The organism is Ornithinimicrobium jinqii, from assembly GCF_045032595.1.
Lineage (GTDB): Bacteria > Actinomycetota > Actinomycetes > Actinomycetales > Dermatophilaceae > Ornithinicoccus.
Window position 1 is genome coordinate 16,827 of the sequence record NZ_JBJFZS010000031.1, and the last position, 21,817, is coordinate 38,643.

Consider the following 21,817-nt stretch of genomic DNA (forward strand, 5'->3'; position numbering starts at 1 on the left):
AGCAGGCACACTAGGGCATGCACCCCGACCGGCAGCCGTGGGAGCAGGCGTGGCGGGACGCGCTCTACGGCCCGGACGGGTTCTACCGCCACCACGCCCCCTCCGGCCACTTCACCACCTCGACCCAGGGCGTCCCCGCGGCCGGTGCGGTGCTCGCCCTGGCGGTCGCCGAGCTGGCCCGCCGGCACGGCTGCGACCGCGTCGTCGACGTCGGGGCCGGACGCGGGGAGCTGCTCGCCGAGCTGCGCCGGCTCGACCCCGGCCTCCACCTGGCCGGCGTCGACGTCGTCGGCCGGCCCGCCGACCTGCTCGTCGACGCCTGGCACGTCTCCCCCGGCGGGGCAGCCCTCCCGGAGGGGCTGGAGCACCTGAGGAACACCCTCGTCGTGGCCCACGAGTGGCTCGACGTCGTCCCCTGCCCCGTGGTCGGGCGCGACACCCGAGGAGTATGGCGTGCGGTCACCGTCGCGCCCGACGGGACGGAGCACCCCGGTGGGGTGGTCGAGGGCGAGGCCCTCGGCTGGCTGGAGACCTGGGTCGGCGCGGACGTGCGACGGGCCGAGGTCGGCCTTCCCCGGGACCTGGCGGCCGCCGACCTGCTCGGCCGCCTGGACAGCGGGGTGCTGCTCGTCGTGGACTACGGGCACGAGCGCGGCACGCGACCCGCCGACGGCACCCTCACCGGGTTCCGCTCCGGACGGCAGGTCCCGCCGGTGCCCGACGGGTCCTGCGACCTCACCGCGCACGTGGCGGTCGACAGCCTCGTCGCGCACCTGAGGACGGTCCACCCGGTGGACCGCTGCGACGTCACGGACCAGCGCACCGCCCTCCTGCACCTGCTGCCCGACGCAGCCGACCCCCGGCCCGTCCCGCACGACCTCGCGCGACGGGACCCCACGGCATACCTCCAGGCTCTCGCGCAGCGCGCCGCCCTGGGCGTGCTCGCCGCGCCCGGCGGCCTGGGCAGCTTCCGGTGGGTCGTCACGACGCGTCAGTAGGGTGGGCCGGGTGAGCACCCGCGACCTGGACGTGACCCTCGGCGCCGGCAGCGGCGTGGGCGGGCTGAGCACCACCGAGATGGTGCTCAACATCGGCCCGCAGCACCCGGCCACGCACGGCGTGCTCCGGCTGCGCGTCACCGTGGACGGCGAGCGGATCGTCGCCGCCGAGCCGGTCATCGGCTACATGCACCGGGGGGCGGAGAAGCTCTTCGAGGTCCGCGACTACCGTCAGATCATCGTGCTGGCCAACCGGCACGACTGGCTCTCCGCGTTCAACAACGAGGTCGGTGTCGCGCTCGCCGCCGAGCACCTGCTGGGCATGGAGGTGCCCGAGCGCGCCACCTGGGCCCGCACCCTGCTCTCCGAGCTGGGACGGGTGCTCAACCACCTGATGTTCCTCGGCTCCTACCCCCTGGAGCTGGGCGCGATCACCCCGATGTTCTACTCCTTCCGCGAGCGCGAGGAGCTGCAGGCGGTGATGGAGGAGTTCTCCGGCGGTCGCATGCACTACATGGCCACGCGCGTCGGAGGGCTCCTGCACGACCTGCCCGAGGGGTGGCTGGACCGGGTCGACGCCGCCGTGGAGACGGTCCGGGGCCGGATGCCCGAGCTCGAGGGCATGGTCATCGGCAACGAGATCGTCCACGCCCGCACCCGCGGCGTCGGGGTGCTCGACCTCGAGCAGGTGCTGGGGTACGGCGTGAGCGGCCCGATCGCGCGGGCCTCGGGGCTCGACCTCGACCTGCGACGCGACGAGCCCTACCTCGCCTACGGCGAGCTCTTCGGCGACGACGGGCCAGGCCGGGTCGTGACCCGGGACGCCGGCGACTGCTACGCCCGCCTGGAGGTGCTGGCCGAGCAGGTGCACGTCTCGCTGGACCTGGCGCGCGCCTGCACCGAACGGCTGCGCGAGCTCGGCCCCGGGCCCTACGCCACCAAGCTGCCGAAGGTCCTCAAGGTGCCCGAGGGCGCGCACTACCTGCAGACCGAGAACCCGCTGGGGCTCAACGGCTACTACCTCGTCAGCCGGGGGGACAAGGCCCCGCACCGGCTCAAGCTGCGGTCGGCGTCGTTCAACAACGTGCAGGTGCTGCGCGACATGCTGCCCGGGACGGTGGTGGCCGACATGGTCGCCATCCTGGGCTCGATGTTCTTCGTCGTCGGCGACGTCGACAAGTAGCGCGAGGTGGGTCAGGCCCTCACGTAGGCCGCCAGGTGCTGGCCGGTCAGGGTGGAGCGGTCGGCGACGAGCTGCGCCGGCGTGCCCTCGAAGACGACGAGGCCACCGTCGTGCCCGGCGCCCGGGCCGAGGTCGATGATCCAGTCCCCGTGCGCCATGACCGCCTGGTGGTGCTCGATCACGACGACCGACTTCCCGCCGTCGACGAGCCGGTCCAGCAGCTCCAGCAGCTGCTGGACGTCGGCGAGGTGCAACCCGGTGGTCGGCTCGTCGAGGACGTAGATGCCGCCCTTCTCGCCGAGGTGGGTGGCCAGCTTGAGGCGCTGCCGCTCGCCGCCCGAGAGGGTGGTCAGCGGCTGCCCGAGCGTGAGGTAGCCGAGCCCGACGTCGACGAGGTGCCCGAGGATGCGGTGGGCCGCGGGCGTGCGCGCCGGGCCGTCGGAGAAGAAGACCTCTGCCTCGGTCACCGGCATCGCCAGGACCTCGGCGATGGTGCGTCCGCCGAGGGTGTACTCCAGGACGGCGGCCTGGAACCGCTTGCCCTCGCACTCCTCGCAGGTGGTGGCGACCCCGGCCATCATCGCCAGGTCGGTGTAGATGACACCGGCACCGTTGCAGGTCGGGCAGGCACCCTCGGAGTTGGCGCTGAACAGGGCCGGCTTGACACCGTTGGCCTTGGCGAAGGCCTTGCGGATCGGCTCGAGCAGCCCGGTGTAGGTCGCGGGGTTGCTGCGGCGCGACCCCCGGATCCCGCCCTGGTCGATGGAGACGACGTCGGCACCCCCCGGGAGCGAACCGTGGATCAGCGAGCTCTTGCCCGACCCGGCGACACCGGTGACGACCACGAGCACGCCGAGCGGGACGTCGACGTCGACGGCGCGCAGGTTGTGCCTGGACGCGCCCCGGACGGGCAGCGTGCCGGTCGCGGTGCGCACGTCCTCCTTGAGTCGCGCACGGTCGTCGAGGTGCCGACCGGTGACCGTGTCGCTGGCCCGCAGCCCCTCGACGCTGCCCTCGAAGCAGATCGTGCCCCCGTCGGTCCCGGCCCCGGGGCCGAGGTCGACCACGTGGTCGGCGATGACGATGGCCTCGGGCTTGTGCTCGACCACCAGCACCGTGTTCCCCTTGTCGCGCAGCTCCAGGAGCAGGGAGTTCATCCGCTGGATGTCGTGGGGGTGCAACCCGATCGTGGGCTCGTCGAAGACGTAGGTGACGTCGGTGAGGCTGGAGCCGAGGTGGCGGATCATCTTGGTGCGCTGCGCCTCCCCGCCGGACAGCGTGCCCGAGGGTCGCTCCAGGCTCAGGTAGCCCAGACCGATCTGGACGAACGAGTCGAGGGTGTGCTGGAGGGTGGCCAGCAGCGGGGCGACGGACGGCTCGTCGAGCTGGCGGACCCAGCCCGCCAGGTCGCTGATCTGCATGGCGCAGACGTCGGCGATGCTGACGCCGAGGACCCTGGAGGACCGGGCCGCCTCGGACAGACGCGTGCCGTGGCACTCGGGGCAGGTGTCGAAGGTGACGGCCCGGTCGACGAAGGCGCGGATGTGGGGCTGCATCGCCTCGCGGTCCTTGGACAGCATCGACTTCTGGATCCGGGGGACCAGCCCCTCGTAGGTGACGTTGATGCCCTCGACCTTGATCTTCGTCGGCGGCTTGTGGAGCAGGTCCTGCCGCTCCCGCTTGGTGAACTCCCGGATGGGCTTGTCCGGGTCGAAGAACCCGCACCCCCGGAAGATCCGGCCGTACCACCCGTCCATGGTGTAGCCCGGGATGGTCAGCGCACCCTCGTTGAGCGAGAGGCTGTCGTCGTAGAGGGCCGAGGTGTCGATGTCGTTGACCCGACCCATGCCCTCGCAGCGCAGGCACATGCCCCCGGTGATCGAGAAGCTCCGGCGTTCCTGCACCGACTCCCCGCCTCGTTCCACCGTCACGGCGCCCGCGCCGCTGATGGAGGCGACGTTGAACGAGAACGCCTGGGAGGAGCCGATGTGCGGCCGACCCAGCCTGCTGAACAGGATGCGCAGCATCGCGTTGGCGTCGGTCACCGTGCCGACCGTGGAGCGGGGGTTGGCGCCCATCCGCTCCTGGTCGACGATGATCGCGGTCGTGAGCCCGTCGAGGACGTCGACGTCGGGTCGGGCCAGCGTCGGCATGAAGCCCTGGACGAAGGCGCTGTAGGTCTCGTTGATGAGCCGCTGCGACTCGGCCGCGATCGTGCCGAAGACCAGTGAGCTCTTGCCCGACCCCGAGACACCGGTGAAGACGGTGAGCCGACGCTTGGGCAGCTCCACGCTCACCTCGCGCAGGTTGTTGACCCGCGCACCGTGCACGCTGATGACGTCGTGGCTGTCCGCCGGGTGCGGGGCCGGGTCGCGGGTCATGCGGCGGGCGAGCTGGTGACCAGGCCGAAGGCCTCCCCGTCAGGTCCGGTCACCAGGGCGAGGCGGCCGAACTCGAAGTCGAAGGGCTCGGTGGTCACCTGACCGCCGGCGTCCTTGACCCGCTGGGCTGCCGCGTCGACGTCGCCGACCTCGATGTTGAGGGTCCACGCCGGCGGCTGGCCCGCCTCGACCTCACCGATGCCTCCGCTCATCGGCGGCTCCTCGCCGGGCACCCCGAACATGGCGTACTTCATGGTGCCGGCGGAGATGTCCTGGTAGTGCCAGCCGAACACCTGGGTGTAGAACTCCGTGCCGCGCTCGTAGTCGCCGACCATGGCCTCGATCCAGGACGGGGAGCCGTGCTCGCCCGTGCGCTCGAAGCCCTGGTGGGTGCCGGACTGCCAGGTGCCGAAGCCGGCGCCGGTCGGGTCGGCGTACAGGGCCATCGTCCCGAACGGGCCGACCTCCATGGGCGGCATCAGCGTGGTGCCACCGGCCCCGGTGATGGCCTGCTCGGCCGCCGCGCTGTCCTCGACCGCGACGTAGACGGTCCAGACGTGCGGCGGCTCCGGCATGCCCTCCATGGGCGGCGCCATCCCGGCCACCCTGCGGCCGTCGACGGTCGCGTTGAGGTAGCCGCCGAACTCCTCGCCGCCACCGTCGTAGTCCCAGCTCAGGACCGCGCTGTAGAAGGCCTTGCTGCGCTCGATGTCGGTGACGGAGATGTCGACCCAGGCGGGGGCGCCGACGGGCCAGGGGGTGCTGTGATCGGTCATCTCGGGGCTCCTTGGTGGCAGGTGACGGACGGAGGGAGGAGTGGGGTGGAACAGGAGTGCAGACCCCTGCAGCGCTGCGAACTCATCGGTCCGGATCAGACATCCTTGCGCAGGACACTGACACAGAAGGCGGCCCCGGGCGTCCAGGGGCGCAGGTCCCAGGTCGCGAACCGGTGCTCCAGGCGCAGTCCGGCAGCAGGCAGTGCCGCGTCGAGGTCCTGCGGGGTGAAACCACGGGTGACCCGCCCGCCCAGCAGCACGAACCCGTCCGGGCGCAGGGTCGCCGCCAGCCGGTGCACGACCTCGGCCCGGTAGGGCTCGGCGACGAAGTCCATGACGTTGCCCGCGACCAGGACCCCGTCGAAGGGCTCCGGCTCGCCGAGGGCAGCCAGGTCGAGCGTGACCAGGTCGCCCACCAGCCAGGTCGCCCCGGGGTGGTCCTCCCGGGCGGCGTCGACGAGCGCAGGGTCGACGTCCACACCCACGACGGTGTGCCCGAGACGAGCCAGGTGTGCCCCGTGCCGGCCGGGGCCGCACCCGGCGTCGAGGAGCCGGGCACGTCGCGGCGCGAGCACGTCCGCGAGGCGCGACTCCCCCTCGATGTCCTCCCCGCGGGCGCCGAGGACCCGGAAGCGCTCGGCGTACCACCGGGAGTGCTCGGGGTCCGCGAGCCCGGGCCACAGGCTGGTCGGGTGCGCGTTCCCGGTCGGCTCGACGGCCTCGTTGGCGTGCTCGCGGGTCATGCACACCACCCTAGGAGGTGGCGCCGACGGCCCTCACCCGTAGGCCAGGTCGCCGTCCGGCACGGCGCCGCCGTCCTCGTCGTCACCCTCGGTCGGGGGGATGCGGCACCACGCCTGACCGACGTAGCCGGCCACCGCCAGCGCCAGCGCGGCCCCCGCGTGCACGAGCCCCCAGACCAGCTGGGTCCGCTCGCTGGGGACGTCGACGTCGGGCAGGTGGACCAGCGCGTTCGCGGCATACCAGCCCAGCAGCGCCGCCCCGCCCAGCGCCGCCGCCTGCGCGCCGACGAGCGTGGCCCGCGCCCGCTGCGGGGTGGGGCGCCAGGTGCCCCTGCCCGCCACGTAGCGGCGGACCTGCCAGGTCATGACCAGGACGAGGACGGTCACGCCCACCAGGGGCACCAGCCCGAGCCAGGAGATCTGGGGATAGGAGCCGGTGGCGGCGTGGACGAGCTCGAGCAGCAGCCAGCCGCCCATCGCCGTCAGGACGGCCACCAGCAGCCCCGACCCGACCCGCACCCCCTGCGCCGGGCTCACTGCCGCACCTCCAGCGGGTGCACGGACTGGTCCACGACGGAGGGTATGAGGTCGCGCACCGGGACGACGTCCTCGCCCAGGCGCAGGCTGGCCCGCGGGTCGACGTCGAGCCAGGGCACGAGCACGAAGGCTCGCTCGTGCGCGCGCGGGTGCGGCAGGAGCAGGTCGGCGGCGTCGCTGGTGACGTCGGTGCCGCTGGCCGGGTCGCCGTACTGGACCAGGTCGAGGTCGAGGGTGCGCGGCCCCCAGCGGACGTCCCGGGTCCGGCCCAGGTCGTCCTCGACGCGGTGCAGGGACGCGAGCAAGGACGCGGGCGGAAGACGGGTGCGAGCCACGGCGACGGCGTTGACGTAGTCGGGCTGGGCCGGTCCGCCGACCGGGGCGCTGCCGTGGAGCGCGGAGACCCGCACCGCCCGGAGTCCGCGCACGCGGTGCAGCCGCCGCGCCGCGTCCTGCAGCGTCCGGGTCGGGCTGGTGCCGTCGGCGCCCTCGAGGTTGGCGCCGAGGGCGATGACGACCGGCACGTCGCGCTCGCGGCGCACGACGACCTCGACGTCGCCGAACGGCACCCCTACCGGGGCGGACGGCTTGTGCACGACGACCTCGACGGACTCCACGAGGGGACGCGCGAGGACGCGGGCGGCGATCTCCTCGGCGACGGTCTCGATGAGGTCCCGGGGCTCGCCCGTGACCACGGCCACCACGTCGGCGGCGACCTCGGCGTAGTTGACGGTGCGGCGCAGCTCGTCGGTGGTGCCGGCCGGGTGCAGGTCGAGGGCCATCACCACGTCGACGACGAAGTCCTGGCCGTCGCGGCGCTCGTGCTCGAGCACCCCGTGATGGCCGTAGGCCCGCACACCGGTGAGCCGGATCAGGTCACCGCGCACGGCGCCACCTCTGCGTCTGCTCCCACACCGCGAGCGCGTCCAGGGTGGGGCCGACCTCGTGCACGCGGACAGCCCAGGCACCGGCCTGCGCGGCCAGCAGGCTCGTGGCGGCGGTCGCCGCGTCGCGGGCGGTCGGTGGGGTGGGCTCGGCGTCCGTGAGCGGCGCGGCGCCCGTGCGCTGAGGGAGTCGGCCGAGGAAGCGCTTGCGCGACGTGCCCACGACCACCGGCAGCCCCAGGGCGACCACCTGCGCCAGACCGCCGAGCAGCTCCCAGTTGTGGGCCGCGTCCTTGGAGAAGCCGAACCCGGGGTCGAGGACCAGCTGGTCCTCCCCCACCCCCGCCGCGAGGAGCACCTCGACGCGCGCGGTGAGCTCACGGCATACCTCGCCCGTGACGTCCTCGTAGTGCGGTTGCTCGTGCGGGTCGCTCAGCAGCCCTCGCCAGTGCATGACGACGAAGGGGACGCCGCTGGCGGCGACGACCTCGGGCATGCGCGGGTCGGCCAGCCCTCCGGACACGTCGTTGACGACGCGGGCACCGGCGACCAGCGCGGCCCGGGCCACCTCGGCCCGCATCGTGTCGACGGACACGACCAGGCCGTCGGAGGCCAGCGCGGTCACGACCGGGAGCACGCGCGCCAGCTCCTCCTCGGCGGAGGGTCGGGCGCTGCCCGGACGGGTGGACTCGCCGCCGACGTCGAGCAGGTCGGCGCCCGCCGCGGCGAGCGCCCGCCCGTGCTCGGCCGCCGCGTCGGCCTCGAACCAGCGACCGCCGTCGCTGAAGGAGTCGGGGGTCACGTTGACCACGCCCATGATGCGGGTCGGGGCGGCAGCGAGCAGGTCGTCCAGGAGCTGCACGGTCAGCCGCTCCGACCCATCACCAGGCTCATGGCCTCCGCGCGGGTGGCCGGGTCGCGCAGCTGTCCCCGGACGGCAGAGGTGATGGTGCGGGCGCCGGGGCGACGGATGCCGCGCATCGACATGCACAGGTGCTCGGCCTCGACGACCACGATGACGCCACCGGGGGCGAGGTGCTCGACGAGGGCCTCGGCGATCTGGGTGGTGAGCCGCTCCTGCACCTGGGGGCGTCGGGCGTAGACGTCCACGAGGCGGGCGATCTTGGACAGGCCCACGACGCGGCCGTCCGCGCCGGGGATGTAGCCGACGTGGGCCACCCCGTGGAACGGCACGAGGTGGTGCTCGCAGACACTGTGCAGCTCGATGTCGCGGACGAGGATCATCTCCTCGTGCTGGACGTCGAAGGTCGTCCCGAGGACGTCGCCGGGCGACTGCGCCAGACCGCCGAAGATCTCGGCGTAGGCGCGGGCCACCCTGGACGGGGTCTTCACGAGCCCGTCGCGACCGGGGTCCTCCCCGATCGCGATCAGGATCTCGCGCACCGCCGCCTCGATCCGGGCGTGGTCCACGGGTGCGGCGACGGGCGCGCCGGGCGCGTCACCCTCGTCGACCGTGTCCAGCGCGACCCCGTCGTCCAGCACGATCCCGTCCGGCTCAGAGGTGCCCGGGATCGACATACCCACCCTCCGGCACCTCGATGACCTTCTCCGGCGGGTGCTCCTCGCCGGGACCGGCGGGAGGCCTGTGGCCGTTGGCCATCGCCCGTTTCTCGGCGTCGGTGAGCACCGGCCCGGCGTCGTGCACGGACCGGTCGTCCGAGGACAGCCACACGGGACGGACCGGGCGCCGGCGCACGTCCTTGAAGAGCTCGGCGAGGGCGGCCGCGTTGAGGGTCTCGCGCTCGAGCAGCTCCAGGACGAGGGTGTCGAGGATGTCCCTGTTGTCGTTGAGCGCGTGCCAGGCCTCGTCGTGGGCCGCCTCGATGAAGCGGCGCACCTCCTGGTCGACGATGCCGGCGAGGTTCTCGGAGTAGTCGCGCTCGTGGCCCATGTCGCGGCCGAGGAAGACCTCGCCGCTGCCGGACCCGAGCTTGACCGCGCCGACGCGCTCGCTCATCCCGAACTGGGTGACCATCTTGCGCGCCAGGCCCGTCGCCTTCTCGATGTCGTTCGCGGCTCCGGTGGTCGGGTCGTGGAAGACCAGCTCCTCGGCGACGCGCCCACCCAGCGCGTACGAGAGCTGGTCGAGCAGCTCGTTGCGGGTGGTGGAGTACTTGTCGTCGGCGGGCAGCACCATCGTGTATCCCAGCGCGCGACCGCGGGGCAGGATCGTCACCTTGCTCACCGGGTCGGTGTGGTTCATCGCCGCCGCCACCAGGGCGTGGCCGCCCTCGTGGTAGGCGGTGATCTTCTTCTCCCTGGCGCTCATCACGCGGGTCCGCTTCTGCGGACCGGCCATGACGCGGTCGATCGCCTCGTCGAGGTCGTGGTCGGTGATGACCTTCTGGTTCTGCCGGGCCGCGAGCAGTGCCGCCTCGTTGAGGACGTTGGCCAGGTCGGCGCCCGAGAACCCGGGGGTGCGGCGGGCGATCGTCATGAGGTCGACGTCGGCGAGCGGCTTGCCCTTGCCGTGCACCTGCAGGATGTGGAGGCGGCCCAGCATGTCGGGGGCCTCGACGGCGATCTGCCGGTCGAAGCGCCCGGGACGCAGGAGGGCCGGGTCGAGGATGTCGGGACGGTTGGTGGCCGCGATGAGGATGACGTTGGCCTTGACGTCGAAGCCGTCCATCTCGACGAGCAGCTGGTTGAGCGTCTGCTCGCGCTCGTCGTGCCCGCCGCCGAGGCCGGCACCACGGTGGCGACCGACCGCGTCGATCTCGTCGACGAAGATGATCGCGGGCGCGTTCTCCTTGGCCTGCTCGAACAGGTCGCGGACGCGCGAGGCGCCGACACCGACGAACATCTCGACGAAGTCGGAGCCGGAGATCGAGTAGAACGGCACGCCCGCCTCGCCCGCGACGGCGCGCGCGAGCAGGGTCTTGCCCGTGCCGGGCGGCCCGTAGAGGAGCACGCCCTTGGGGATCTTGGCGCCGACCTCGAGGAACTTGCGGGGCTCGGAGAGGAACTCCTTGATCTCCTCGAGCTCCTCGACCGCCTCGTCCGCGCCCGCGACGTCGGCGAAGGTCACCTTGGGCATGTCCTTGGTGGCCAGCTTGGCCTTGGACTTGCCGAACTGCATGACGCCGCGGCCCCCACCCTGCATGCGGGTCATCAGCCACAGGAACAGCCCCAGGATGAGCAGCAGCGGCAGGAAGTTGACCAGCATCGTCACCAGTACGTTGGGGCGCGCCGGGTCGTCGGTCCACGTCACGCTCGGCGGGTGCTCGTCGATCGCGGTGATGATCTGCTCACCGCGTGCCTCGACGTAGAAGGCCTGCACCTTGCTCGTCTCGCGGACCCCCTCTGCGGTGAACGTCTCGCCCTCCTTGAGGGTGAGGTCGATGCGCTCGGGGGTGACGGTCGCCTCGGCGACGCGCTCGGAGGTGATCAGCTCCATCGCGTCCGAGGTGTCGATCCGGCTGTAGTCGCTCGGCGAGAGCAGGGAGAACCACAGGATCCCCAGTCCGAGGAACAGGAAGATCCACATCCAGGGACTGGGCTTGGGGCGGGGCCGCTTGGCGGTGCTCATGGTGGGGTGCGTTCGGGGGCGGACACGTGTGCCCGACCCCGTTTCCTCCTGATCGGTTCTGTCCGGCACGGGTCTGCTGCCGACAACGCGCGGCAGGGGGCCAGTGTTCCACGTCCGTTGCAGGGTATGACCGTGCGTCCCCCACGCGCCGCGTCGCGGGGCGCATCAGAGCGGGGCCGGGCGGGCCCGGGTGGGTCGCACAGCACGACGGCGTCCCGTGCACCACGTCAGGCTCGGCGGGGCGCCTCACCTCTCCCTACGAGTAGACGTGCGGGGCCAGGGTGCCGATGACGCGCAGGTTGCGGTACTTCTCGTCGAAGTCCAGCCCGTAGCCGACGACGAAGGCGTTGGGGATCTCGAACCCCACGTAGCGCACGTCGATCTCCACCTTGGCGGCCTCGGGCTTGCGCAGCAGCGTGCAGATCTCGACGGACGCCGGTCGGCGGGAGAGGAGGTTGGTCCGGATCCAGCTCAGCGTCAGGCCCGAGTCGATGATGTCCTCGACGATGAGCACGTGCCGGCCCGAGATGTCGGTGTCGAGGTCCTTGAGGATCCGCACGACGCCGCTGGACTTGGTGCCCGAGCCGTAGCTGGAGACCGCCATCCAGTCCATCTCCACCGACCCGGGCAGCGCGCGCATGAAGTCCGCCATCACCATGATCGCCCCCCTGAGCACGCCGACGAGGAGGACGTCCTTGTCCGCGTAGTCCTGCCACACCTGCTCGGCCAGCTCCCCCAGCCGCTGCCGGATGTCCTCCTCGGTGAAGAGGATCTCGTCCAGGTCCGCACCCATGTGCTCGGCGTCCACGCGCTGCTCCTTCGACTTCGGGGATGGTCGGGGCCCATCGGGGCCCATTCAACTAGCAGTCGGGCGCCGGGACGACACCGGTCCCGGACGCAGGTGCCGACGCCGTGGCGCGACGGGCGGACGGGCCGGCGCCGACCCACACCTGGCCACCGGAGCGCCCCGCGCGCACACCACCCGGCAGGTGCAGAGGCCCCTGGCCACGCCAGGCGGTGACCAGCCGGTCGACGGTGAGCAGGTGCTGCGACGTCAGGTCGGTCCCGGGGCTGCCCGCGTCCAGCGCCGCCCGCCGCCACAGGCGGGTGCGGACAGCGCGCGGCAGCTCCACCAGCGCGTCGGCGGGCCACGGAGGTCCACCCAGCCGCAGGTATGCCGTGCGCGCCTCCTCGTCGAGGGCGTCGGCGTCGTCCCGGAGCAGGTCGGCGGTGCGGGAGAGGCCCACGACGAGCCCGGGGCCCAGGTCGGCCTCGAGGTCGGCCAGGGCGCGGCGGGCCCGCACCCGCAGGAAGAGCTCGTCCTCGTTGTGCGGGTCCTGCCACGGGATCAGGCCCAGCTCGGCGCAGGCCCGGGCCGTCGTGCGGCGGCCCACACCGAGCAGGGGGCGCAGGAGCGTCGTCGTGCCGGAGGGCGCGTCGCCCGTCTCGGCACCCAGGGGCCGGACCCGCGGCATGCCCGACAGCGACCGGCTCCCCGAGCCCCGGACCAGGCCGAGCAGCACCTGCTCGGCCTGGTCGTCGAGGGTGTGCCCCAGGAGCACAGCCGCAGCCCCGCGCCGGTGCGCGGAGGCGGCGAGCGCGGCATACCGGGCGGTGCGGGCGTCGGCCTCCGGACCTTCGGCGGACACCGCGACCTCCACCGGCACCACGTCGACGGGGTCCAGCCCGAGCTCTCGGCACTGGGCTGCCGCCCGGTGCGCCACCTGGGCGGAGCCCTCCTGCAGTCTGTGGTCCACGACCGCGGCACCTGCCCGCAGGCCAAGCCGAGGGGCGACGAAGGCCGTGGCGGCAGCCAGCGCGAGCGAGTCGGCGCCGCCGGAGCAGGCGACGACGACCGCCGCGTGGTCCGGGAGGTCGAGCCCGGTCAGCGCGTGGCGGACCTCCGCGCGGACCGCGGCGACGGCAGGGGGCGGGCCGGGCACCGGAGGCGACGGCTCAGCCGTGCACCCGGGCGACCCAGGCGGCCGGGTCGACGATCTCGGTGGGCAGCGGCAGGGTCTCCGGCGAGGACCAGACCTGGTTGAACCCGTCGACGCCGACGTGCTCCTGGACGCCGCGGACGAAGGCGGCACCGTCCTTGTACTGCCGCATCTTGGCCTCCATCCCGAGGAGGCGACGCAGGATCTTGTCCACGTTGCCGGCCCCCTTGCGCCGCTCGGTGAAGCGGGCGCGGATCTGCGCCACGCTGGGGATGACCTGCGGGCCGACCTCGTCCATGACGACGTCGGCGTGCCCCTCGAGCAGCGACATCACCGCGGTGATCTCGGCCAGCTTCTCGCGCTGGGCGGGGGTGGCCATCACCTGCGTGATGTCGACGTCGCCGCGCAGCACGCCGGGCAGCTTGGCGAGCACCTCGGTCAGCCGTTGCGTCACCTGGTCCGGCTCCGGCATCAGTGCGGTGCCGATCTCGCGGGCCTGGGAGATGACGTGCTCGCGCAGCCAGGGCACCGCGGTGAACTGCACGCGGTGCGTCTCCTCGTGCATCGCCACCCACAGGCGGAAGTCGGTCGGGTCGACGTCCAGCTCGCGCTCGGCCCCGAGGATGTTGGGGGCGACGAACATCAGCCGCGGCGTGCCCTGGGGTGCCAGGTCGTACTGCCCCAGCACCTTGGTCGACAGCCACGACAGCATCCCGGCGACCTCGGTGCCGGTGATGGTGGAGCCGACCTTCTGCATGGTCGGTCCGACGGTCGCGAGCGTCTTGCCCGCCGCCTCGGCCTTGACCCGGTCTGCCTCGCGCTTGCGGGCCACGACGTCGTCGAGGACGGGCGCGACCATCGCCCCCATCGACGCCGCGTTGACGCGGATCCAGCCCGGCCGGTCGACGACGAGCGCCGGTGGGGTGCCGGGGGGCGTCGAGAGGCGAGCCGTGGTCGCGACCGGGTCCACGGCCCGGGCGCCCGCGCTCCGCAGCTCGGTGACCAGCGTCTCGATCTCGCCCCGGGCGGCCTTCGGGCCGGGGGGCACCAGTCGGCTCGCGGCGGCGGCGGCGAAGTCCCAGTCCACCAGTGCGCTGCCGTGCAGGTCGTCGGCGGGCTGCTCGGGCGGGCGGGCCTCGGCGGGCGTGGGGCTGGAGGTCATGGCTTGACGGTATGCGGTGCGCGCCGGTCCACGCGAACCAGGACACCGCGGGCGACCGTGCTCCCGCCGTCAGCAGCCGCAGCGGGCGAGCTGGGCGACCAGCTCGTCCAGGGCAGAGCGTGCCTCGATGACAGCCCCGTCCTCACCGATGCGGTCGGCGGTGGCGGCGTAGACCAGGAGCCGGCCGTCGCGGGTGACGACGGTGCCGGCCAACGAGGTCACCCCTGGCAGGGAGCCGGTCTTGGCACGGGCGGTCCCGATCGCCTCCTCGTGCACCGGAAGGTGGAAGCGCGTCGAGAGGGTGCCGGTGTAGCCGGCGATCGGCAGGCCCCCTGCCGCGAGGACCCCCTGCAGGTGCGGGTGCGAGCCGTCGGCACCCGCGACGAGGAGGTCGGCGACCACCCCCACCGGGATGCGGGTGCCGTCGGACAGGCCGCTCGTGTCGGCGATCTCGACGCCGGTGACGTCGACGCCGTAGTCCTCGGCGACCGCCCGCACGACCCAGGCGGTGACGGCGTCCTGGTCGGTGGTGGCACCGTCGGCGACCGCGGCCTGGCGGGCGAGCTGCTCGACCATCGCGTTGTCGCTCGTCGCCAGCGCGAGGGCCAGGACGTCGCGCACGGGCGCCGAGGTGACGCTGGCCAGCTCGGTGGCCGGGACCGGGGCCGTGACCGAGGCGGCGTCGGTCGTCGCCCCCTCCGTGATCCCGTCGGCGGGGGTCTGCTCGGCGGGATCCGCACCGTCCTCGGCGTCGGCCTCCTCGAGACCGGCGACCTCCAGCCCCTCGTCCGCCAGCGCCTCGCGGAACGCCCCGGCGACCTCCTCCTCCGGCTCCGCGGGGGACGGGACGTCAGGCAGCGCACGGTCCTCCTCCAGGCCCAGCTGCACGATCCGGCCGGTGTAGCCCGCATCCACCCAGACGTCGCTCCACGTGTCCAGCGCCGCCGGGCCGGTGACGTGGTCAAGGTCGAGCCGGACGCTGACCGGCCCGTCGAGCGGCACACCCTCGAGAGACGCCGCCGTCTGGGCGGCGAGGTCAGCGACGCCGGCGTGCCCCGCGACGGCCTCGTGGTCACCGCGGCCCCGGGCCAGCAGCATGTCGCCCCCGGCGACGAGCACCACCTCGCCCGGGGCGTCGCCCGCGACCACCCGGGTGGTGAAGGTGTGGGCCGGGTCCAGCCCGGTGACGATGGCGGCAGCCGCGAGGATCTTGGTGGTCGAGGCGGGGGTGACGAGGGTGTCGGCGTTGGCGTCGACCAGGTGCTCGCCGGTGAGGGCGTCGCGCACCGTCACCGCCCGGCGGCTTTCCGGACCGAGCCACTCGCTCTCCAGCTCGTCCGAGATCGCCGACGCGAGGCGGTCCGCCTCGGGCAGCCGACCGTCGCTGACCTGGCCAAGAGGGGTGGCGAGCGTGGCGATCCGGGGCCGGGCCTCGGCCTGCGTCCGAGGCTGCGACGGTGCCGTCGTCGTCACCGACGGGTCGGTCGTCGCACCCGCCCCGTCGGTCCCTGCCTGGACGGGCGCGCCCGAGGTGGCGACCCCCAGGACCACGGCGAGCGCCACGGCATACCTGAGTGGGGCACGGCGGTGCCCGTCAGGCCCACGCGTCTCGCGCACGGTGCTGCCGCCCCTCGGTCGTGGTCGAAGTCCCGGATAGGGAACACTGGGCCACAAAGACTATGCCCGTCCCGAGAGAAGAGAGCACCGCGCATGTTCGACGTGACGATCGAGATCCCGCAGGGTAGCCGGAACAAGTACGAGGTGGACCACGCGACGGGGCGCATCCGACTGGACCGCATGCTCTTCACGGCCACCCGCTACCCGGCCGACTACGGCTACATCGAGGAGACCCTCGGTGAGGACAGCGACCCGCTGGACGCGCTTGTGCTGCTCGACGAGCCGACCTGGCCCGGGTGCCTCGTGGCGGCGCGCCCGATCGGGATGTTCCACATGCGCGACGAGGCCGGCGGGGACGACAAGATCATCTGCGTGCCCGCCGACGACCCCCGCAAGAGCAACATCCGCGAGCTCGAGCACATCGGCGAGCACACCCGGCTGGAGATCCAGCACTTCTTCGAGGTCTACAAGGACCTCGAGCCCGGCAAGTCCGTCGAGGGCGCGCACTGGGCGGGCCGCGAGGAGGCCGAGCAGTGCTACTACGAGGCGCTGCAGCGGGCCAAGGACGCGGGCATGACGACCGCCCGCTGGCCCATGCCGACGGAGCACTGAGCCGGGGCGCACGCCCTACCTCGCGAGACCCCGGAACCGAACGGTCCGGGGTCTCGTTGTTCAGATGACCCGGCGCTACGCTGGTAGGCAGCGCGCTGCTCGGTGACGGCGTACCCGTGGGGCGGCAGGACCGCCCCGGACAAGAGGACAGACATGAGCGTGATCAGCTCCAGTGGCGACGTGGTGGAGGCCCGCGGGGGGCGGGGGATGGTGATGGCCGGCGCCGCCGTGGGCGCAGTGCTGCTCATCGGAGGCGGGGCGTATGCCGCGACGCAGCTGCTGGGAGGCGCCGGGGACCAGCCGGACAGCGTGCTGCCCGCCAGCGCGGCGGCCTATGTGGGTGTCGACGTCGACCCCTCGGTCGGTCAGAAGGTCGCTGCGGTCCGCTTCTTCCAGGGCCTGGACGAGGAGACCCGGGCGCGCCTGGACGACGGCGAGTGGCGCGAGTGGGTGTGGGAGCAGCTGCAGGCGGACGGGAAGACCCCCGAGGGCGTCGACTTCGAGACGGACGTCGAGCCGTGGCTGGGCGACCGGCTCGGTGCGGTCGTCATCGCCGACGGAGCCGCGGAGCCGGTGGCGGCGCTCGCGCTGCAGGTCAGCGACGGCGAGCAGGCGAAGGAGACCCTCGACCGCCTGATGGCCGAGCAGTCGACCCGTCCTGTCGAGGAGCAGGCCGCGTACTACCTCGACGGTGACTACGTGGTGTTCTCCAGCAGGACGACCATCGACCAGGTGCGGTCCGAGGCGGAGAAGGGCACCCTCGACGACCACGACGCCTACCGCTCCGACATGGACGACCTCGGGGAGGCCGGCATCGCCTCGATGTGGGTGGACGCCGGTCGCGCCGGGGGGATGGCCGCCGCGCTGGAGGACGCGATGGTCGACGGCGGGGTGCCGTCGGCCGGTCCGGGGGCTGGGCTGCTCGACGACGGCGACCTGCTGACCGGACGGACCGCCGCGACGCTGCGCCTCTCCCCGGACGCGATCGAGGTCTACGGGATCTCGCGGGGCGCCGACGGACTCACGATGCCCGTCTCGGAGGGCGCGGACCTGGTCGCCGAGCTGCCCGCGGACACCGCCGGCGCCCTGTCCCTGGAGAACGGCGCCGCCTGGGCTCAGACGCTGTGGGACCACTACGCGACCGCCCACCCCGACGAGGTCGCGGCGGTCGTCGAGGAGGCCGCGGCCAGCGGGTTCACGCTGCCGGACGACGTCATGACGGTGCTGGGCGAGTCGATGGCGCTGTCCGTCGGGCCGGGCGTCGCCGAGGCGCTCCAGACGGGCAGCCCGGCGTCCACCGGCCCCCTGGGGCTGCCGATCGGCTACCAAGTGCGCACCGACGCCGCCGCGATGAGCACGCTGCTGACCGAGGCCGGGCCGCCGCTCACGATGCTGCCTCAGCGCACCGACGACGGGGTCCTCACCATCGGCGTCGACCGGGCCTACGTCGACTCGCTCGCCGCGCCGGAGGGTGCGCTCGGGCAGGACGCGACCTACCGCTCGGCCGTCGCCGACTCCGAGGACGCGTCGCAGGTGCTGTTCGTCGACGTCAACCCCTTCGAGGAGTACTACCTGCAGGAGGTCGACGACGAGAACGCCCGGGAGGCCCTCGAGCTGCTCGGCGCTCTCGGCTTCTCGACCGTGGTGGACAGCGAGACCGAGAGTCACTTCACCCTGAGGTTCGTCGCCGACGCAGGATGACCCTGCGGGCCCCCGGGGCCCCACCGTCACGGGGACGACCCCGGACACGGCAGCAGCGCAGGTCGTCGACCTGCGCTGCTGTGGTGGAGCCGCCTATCGGAATCGAACCGATGACCTATTCATTACGAGTGAATTGCTCTGGCCGACTGAGCTAAGGCGGCACGGTCGTCACGGTGATGACGACCGCAGCGAGGATACCCGACACCGCAGGTGACGGCAAAACTCCCCCGACGCGCGGGGGCGCGCTCAGCAGGTGAGGTCGTCCTCGGGAACGGTGCCCTCGAGCAGGTAGGCGTCGACCGCGTCGTCGACACACTCGTTGGAGCGTCCGTAGGCGGTGTGGCCGTCGCCGTCGTAGGAGATGAGCACACCGGAGTCGAGCGTCTCGGCGAGGGCGACCGCCCACTCGTGCGGGGTGGCGGGGTCGCGGGTGGTGCCGATGACCAGGATCGGGGCGGCGCCCTCGGCGGCGTAGTCGTCGACCCTCTCGACAGCCTCCACGGGCCAGTACTGGCAGGCGCCCTCACCGGCGAGGTAGCGACCCCAGGTCGGGGAGACCTCCTCGAACCGGCGCTGCACCGCGTCGCTGTCCAGGTCCTCACCGCCGGTGTCCCCCGGGCGGTCCAGGCAGTTGACCGCGCTGATGGCCTGCATGAGGTTGCCGCGGTAGTCGCCGTCGGCGCTGCGGGTGACGTAGGTGTTGGCGAGGAACATCAGCAGCGTGCCGTCCCCCTGCTCGGCCTGTTCGAGGGCCTGGGTGAGGATGGGCCAGTAGTCCTGTGCGTACATGGCCATGACGATGCCGAGCACCCCCCACCCCTCGGTCAGCTCGTCGACGACGTCGCCCTGGACCGGCAGTGGGTCGGCGTCCAGCTCCTCGAGGAAGGCGGGGATGCGGAGCATGGCCGTGTCGACGTCGTCGCCCAGCGGGCAGCCGCCGACCGCGACACAGTCCTCGACGTAGGCGCGGGTCGCCCGCTCGAAGCCGGTGGCCTGACCGAGACCCATCTCGAGCTCGCTGAGCCCGGGGTCGACGGCGCCGTCGAGGACGAACCGGCCGACCCTCTCCGGGAAGAGGGAGGCGTAGGTCGCGCCGAGCAGGGTGCCGTAGGAGGCCCCGAGGTAGGTGAGCTGCTCCTGCCCGAGGGCGGCGCGCAGGACGTCCATGTCCTTGGCCGCCTCCACCGTGGAGACGTGACCCAGCAGCTCGCCGGCGTTGTCGTCGCACGCCTCGGCGAAGTCCTGGAGCCGCGCGTCCGCCTCGTCCTCCTCGGCCGCGTCGTCCGGCGAGGGGTCCGCGCCGAGGTAGTCGTCCAGCTGCTGGTCGGTGTAGCAGGTGATCGGCGCGGAGCGGGCCACCCCCCGGGGGTCGAAGCCGACGACGTCGAAGGCGGACAGGATCTCCTCGGGCACCACGGCCGGCGCGGCCATGGCGTAGTCGACACCGGACACGCCCGGACCGCCGGGGTTGACGACGAGCGAGCCCCGGGCGTCGCCGGGGGCGGGCGAGCGGAGGAGCGCCAGCTCGATGCTGGCGGCCGACGGGTCGGTGTAGTCGATCGGCACGCTGAGCGTCGCGCACTCGAAGGCGATCTCACACTCGGTCCACGCCAGGGTTTGGGAGTAGAAGTCCTCGAGACCCTCGGGGGTGTCCTCCGCGGAGGAGCCTGTCTGGTCGGTCGTGGTGTCGTCGGACGTGCTCTCGACGCCGGTGGTGGCGGTGGAGGCGGTCCCGGCGGCGCCGCCCGTGGTCGGCGTCGCCCCGTCGTCGGCCCCGGGCGGCGTGCACCCGGCGAGCAGCGCGAGGGCGGTGGTCACCGCCAGGAGGCGCGTCGGGATGGTGAGCGGTCTGGCCACGGGGTGGTCCTTCCGGTGTCGTCTAGCCACGGTTGCCGGCCGGCACGGTCAGGCCGATCATCATCGCCTCGAGCACGAGCAGAGGGGCGCCGTTGGCGATGAGGCGCTGCCTGGCGAGCCCGATCGTCTCGAGCGCACCGAGCAGACCCTCCACCGGGAAGGAACGGGCGAGCCGCTCGACCTGTTCCGGCTCGGTCGCGTTGACGAGCTCCACCCGGGCCCCCGAGGCCACGATCAGGGCGTCGCGGTAGACCGAGGAGAGGTCGGTGAGCGCCGCGTCGATGCTGTCGTGCTGCTGACGGCGGGTCTGGCGCTTCTGTCGGGCCTCGAGGTCGCGCAGGTGCGAGCGGACGGCCGGCGGCTGGCTGCGGGCGCCCGGGTCGGCGCCGAGCTGGGCGAGCAGCTCGCGGCGCTCGGCGTCGGCCCGGTCCGTGGAGAGGGTTTCGGCGCCCTCGCCCGCCTCGGCCACGAGGTCCTGGGCGGCCCCGAGCGCGGGGCCGAGGCCGGTGAGCGTCAGCGGTATGCCGATGACCTCGCGGCGACGAGCCCGGGCGTGCTCGTCGGTGGCCAGCCGCCTGGCGATGCCGATGTGGCTCTGCGCCGCACGCGCCGCGTAGTGGGCCATCGGGGGGTCGATGCCGTCCCGTGCGATCAGCAGGTCGGCCACCGCCTCGACGGGCGGGGTGCCGAGGCGCAGGTGCCGGCACCGCGAGCGCACGGTGACGATGAGGTCCTCCAGCGAGGGGGCGCACAGCAGCCAGACGGTGCGGGGCGGCGGTTCCTCGAGCGACTTCAGGAGCGCGTCGGCGGCCGGTTCGTTGAGGCGGTCGGCGTCCTCGACCACGATGACGCGCCAGCGCCCCATGGACGGGCGGGTCTGGGCGAGGAGGGCGAGGTCGCGGGCCTCGGCCACCTTGATGAACGTCTCGCTGGTGGCCACGACGGTCACGTCGGGGTGGCTGCCGGCCATCGACGTGCGGCACGCCTGGCACACGCCGCACCCGGGGTCGTCGGTGCGCTCGCACTGCAGGGCGGCGGAGAAGGCGCGGGCCGCGACGCTGCGGCCGGACCCCGGCGGGCCGGTCACCAGCCAGGCGTGGGTCATGGCGCCGGGAGTGGTGACCGTGTGCCGCAGGGTGGCCACCACGCGGTCCTGTCCGACGAGCTGGTCGAAGACGCTCAACGGCCCGCCCCCGGCACGCCGGACGTCCCGCCGGGGTGGGCGTCCAGCGACCCCAGGCGGGCGCGCACCGCCGCGGTCAGCTCGTCGGCGGGCCGGGTGGCGTCCAGCACGAGATAGCGGTCGGGGTCGCGGGCCGCGAGGTCCAGAAATCCCCGGCGCACCCGGTCGTGGAAGTCGTCGGCCTCGCGCTCGAGACGGTCGTGGACGTCGCCCCGGCGTGCCCGGCCCTCGCGGGTGGGCACGTCGAGGAGGACGGTCAGGTCGGGCAGCAGCCGCTCGACCGCCCACAGGGACAGATCGCGGACCTCCTCGTGACCCAGCTCGCGCGCGGCTCCCTGGTAGGCCACCGAGGAGTCGAGGTAGCGGTCGGTGAGGACCACGGCACCGCGCGCCAGGGCCGGGCGCACGAGGGTCGCGACGTGGTGGGCGCGGTCGGCGGCGAAGATCAGCGCCTCTGCCCGCGGCGACACGGAACCGTCCTCCCCGTGGAGCACCAGCTCGCGCAGCGTGCGGCCCAGCGTGGTGCCGCCCGGCTCGCGGGTGTGCACGACCTCGCGTCCCTGCTCGCTCAGCCACTCCCCCAGCAGCCGCGCCTGGGTCGACTTGCCCGCCCCGTCACCGCCCTCGAAGGCGACGAACAGCCCCCGCCCTGCACCGCTCGGGGCGGTCTCGGGCGGGGTCTGCTGGCTCACG

The 21,817-nt window shown here is 73.2% G+C and carries 19 protein-coding genes and 1 tRNA gene; 4 read left to right on the forward strand and 16 right to left on the reverse strand.

Annotated elements, in window-relative coordinates:
* Positions 1 to 17: 17 nt before the first annotated feature.
* On the forward strand, positions 18 to 998 hold the full coding sequence (locus ACI3ET_RS14180) for an SAM-dependent methyltransferase (protein ID WP_405033718.1): 981 nt from the start codon (positions 18 to 20) through the stop codon (positions 996 to 998).
* A 79-nt stretch (positions 999 to 1,077) separates the two neighbouring features.
* A complete protein-coding gene (locus ACI3ET_RS14185) occupies positions 1,078 to 2,181 on the forward strand; it encodes an NADH-quinone oxidoreductase subunit D (protein ID WP_405033763.1) in 1,104 nt (367 codons plus the stop codon).
* Positions 2,182 to 2,192: 11 nt separating this feature from the next.
* Here ACI3ET_RS14185 and ACI3ET_RS14190 read toward each other — a convergent pair whose 3' ends face one another.
* The 12 genes from ACI3ET_RS14190 to ACI3ET_RS14245 all read right to left on the reverse strand — a co-directional run bounded on the left by ACI3ET_RS14190 (position 2,193) and on the right by ACI3ET_RS14245 (position 15,771).
* On the reverse strand, positions 2,193 to 4,562 hold the full coding sequence (locus ACI3ET_RS14190; protein ID WP_405033719.1) for an ATP-binding cassette domain-containing protein: 2,370 nt from the start codon (positions 4,560 to 4,562) through the stop codon (positions 2,193 to 2,195).
* The gene (locus tag ACI3ET_RS14195; RefSeq protein ID WP_405033720.1) at positions 4,559 to 5,338 is read right to left on the reverse strand and encodes a VOC family protein; all 780 of its coding nucleotides are present in this window, start codon (positions 5,336 to 5,338) and stop codon (positions 4,559 to 4,561) included. Before ACI3ET_RS14195 ends, ACI3ET_RS14190 begins: the two co-directional genes overlap by 4 nt.
* Positions 5,339 to 5,433: 95 nt before the next feature.
* Positions 5,434 to 6,081 carry a class I SAM-dependent methyltransferase gene (locus ACI3ET_RS14200; RefSeq protein WP_405033721.1) on the reverse strand — a complete coding sequence of 216 codons (648 nt, stop codon included), beginning with the start codon at positions 6,079 to 6,081 and terminating at the stop codon, positions 5,434 to 5,436.
* Positions 6,082 to 6,114: 33 nt separating this feature from the next.
* Complete coding sequence (locus tag ACI3ET_RS14205; RefSeq protein WP_405033722.1) at positions 6,115 to 6,618, reverse strand: DUF3180 family protein; 504 nt, start codon at positions 6,616 to 6,618, stop codon at positions 6,115 to 6,117.
* Positions 6,615 to 7,505 carry a dihydroneopterin aldolase gene (gene folB / locus ACI3ET_RS14210; protein WP_405033723.1) on the reverse strand — a complete coding sequence of 297 codons (891 nt, stop codon included), beginning with the start codon at positions 7,503 to 7,505 and terminating at the stop codon, positions 6,615 to 6,617. The genes ACI3ET_RS14205 and folB overlap by 4 nt, the downstream gene beginning before the upstream one ends.
* The gene (gene folP / locus ACI3ET_RS14215) at positions 7,495 to 8,319 is read right to left on the reverse strand and encodes a dihydropteroate synthase (RefSeq protein ID WP_405033764.1); all 825 of its coding nucleotides are present in this window, start codon (positions 8,317 to 8,319) and stop codon (positions 7,495 to 7,497) included. The genes folB and folP overlap by 11 nt, the downstream gene beginning before the upstream one ends.
* Before the next feature lie 47 nt (positions 8,320 to 8,366).
* Complete coding sequence (gene folE / locus ACI3ET_RS14220; protein ID WP_405033765.1) at positions 8,367 to 9,041, reverse strand: GTP cyclohydrolase I FolE; 675 nt, start codon at positions 9,039 to 9,041, stop codon at positions 8,367 to 8,369.
* The gene (ftsH, locus tag ACI3ET_RS14225) at positions 9,019 to 11,010 is read right to left on the reverse strand and encodes an ATP-dependent zinc metalloprotease FtsH (RefSeq protein WP_405033766.1); all 1,992 of its coding nucleotides are present in this window, start codon (positions 11,008 to 11,010) and stop codon (positions 9,019 to 9,021) included. Before ftsH ends, folE begins: the two co-directional genes overlap by 23 nt.
* A gap of 298 nt (positions 11,011 to 11,308) precedes the next feature.
* Entirely contained in the window at positions 11,309 to 11,860 is a 552-nt protein-coding gene (gene hpt, locus ACI3ET_RS14230) for a hypoxanthine phosphoribosyltransferase (protein ID WP_405033724.1), read from the reverse strand.
* A gap of 52 nt (positions 11,861 to 11,912) precedes the next feature.
* The gene (gene tilS / locus ACI3ET_RS14235; RefSeq protein ID WP_405033725.1) at positions 11,913 to 12,995 is read right to left on the reverse strand and encodes a tRNA lysidine(34) synthetase TilS; all 1,083 of its coding nucleotides are present in this window, start codon (positions 12,993 to 12,995) and stop codon (positions 11,913 to 11,915) included.
* Positions 12,996 to 13,008: 13 nt separating this feature from the next.
* Complete coding sequence (locus ACI3ET_RS14240) at positions 13,009 to 14,154, reverse strand: zinc-dependent metalloprotease (RefSeq protein ID WP_405033726.1); 1,146 nt, start codon at positions 14,152 to 14,154, stop codon at positions 13,009 to 13,011.
* A 69-nt stretch (positions 14,155 to 14,223) separates the two neighbouring features.
* The gene (locus ACI3ET_RS14245; RefSeq protein ID WP_405033727.1) at positions 14,224 to 15,771 is read right to left on the reverse strand and encodes a D-alanyl-D-alanine carboxypeptidase/D-alanyl-D-alanine-endopeptidase; all 1,548 of its coding nucleotides are present in this window, start codon (positions 15,769 to 15,771) and stop codon (positions 14,224 to 14,226) included.
* 93 nt (positions 15,772 to 15,864) lie between these two features.
* Between ACI3ET_RS14245 and ACI3ET_RS14250 the strand changes: the two genes are divergently transcribed.
* Both ACI3ET_RS14250 and ACI3ET_RS14255 read left to right on the forward strand, forming a co-directional pair.
* Positions 15,865 to 16,383 carry an inorganic diphosphatase gene (locus ACI3ET_RS14250; protein WP_405033728.1) on the forward strand — a complete coding sequence of 173 codons (519 nt, stop codon included), beginning with the start codon at positions 15,865 to 15,867 and terminating at the stop codon, positions 16,381 to 16,383.
* A 153-nt stretch (positions 16,384 to 16,536) separates the two neighbouring features.
* Positions 16,537 to 18,084, forward strand: coding sequence for a DUF3352 domain-containing protein (locus ACI3ET_RS14255; RefSeq protein ID WP_405033729.1), 1,548 nt, complete (start codon positions 16,537 to 16,539; stop codon positions 18,082 to 18,084).
* Between the two features lie 84 nt (positions 18,085 to 18,168).
* Here the strand turns inward: ACI3ET_RS14255 and ACI3ET_RS14260 are convergent.
* The 4 genes from ACI3ET_RS14260 to tmk all read right to left on the reverse strand — a co-directional run bounded on the left by ACI3ET_RS14260 (position 18,169) and on the right by tmk (position 21,816).
* Positions 18,169 to 18,245: transfer RNA gene (locus ACI3ET_RS14260), tRNA-Thr, on the reverse strand.
* A gap of 85 nt (positions 18,246 to 18,330) precedes the next feature.
* Positions 18,331 to 19,941 (reverse strand): alpha/beta hydrolase, encoded by a 1,611-nt coding sequence (locus tag ACI3ET_RS14265; RefSeq protein WP_405033730.1) that lies wholly within the window; start codon positions 19,939 to 19,941, stop codon positions 18,331 to 18,333.
* A 22-nt stretch (positions 19,942 to 19,963) separates the two neighbouring features.
* Positions 19,964 to 21,124: a DNA polymerase III subunit delta' gene (locus ACI3ET_RS14270; protein WP_405033731.1), complete on the reverse strand. Its 1,161-nt coding sequence runs from the start codon at positions 21,122 to 21,124 to the stop codon at positions 19,964 to 19,966.
* A complete protein-coding gene (gene tmk, locus ACI3ET_RS14275) occupies positions 21,121 to 21,816 on the reverse strand; it encodes a dTMP kinase (protein WP_405033732.1) in 696 nt (231 codons plus the stop codon). Before tmk ends, ACI3ET_RS14270 begins: the two co-directional genes overlap by 4 nt.
* Position 21,817 lies beyond the last annotated feature (1 nt).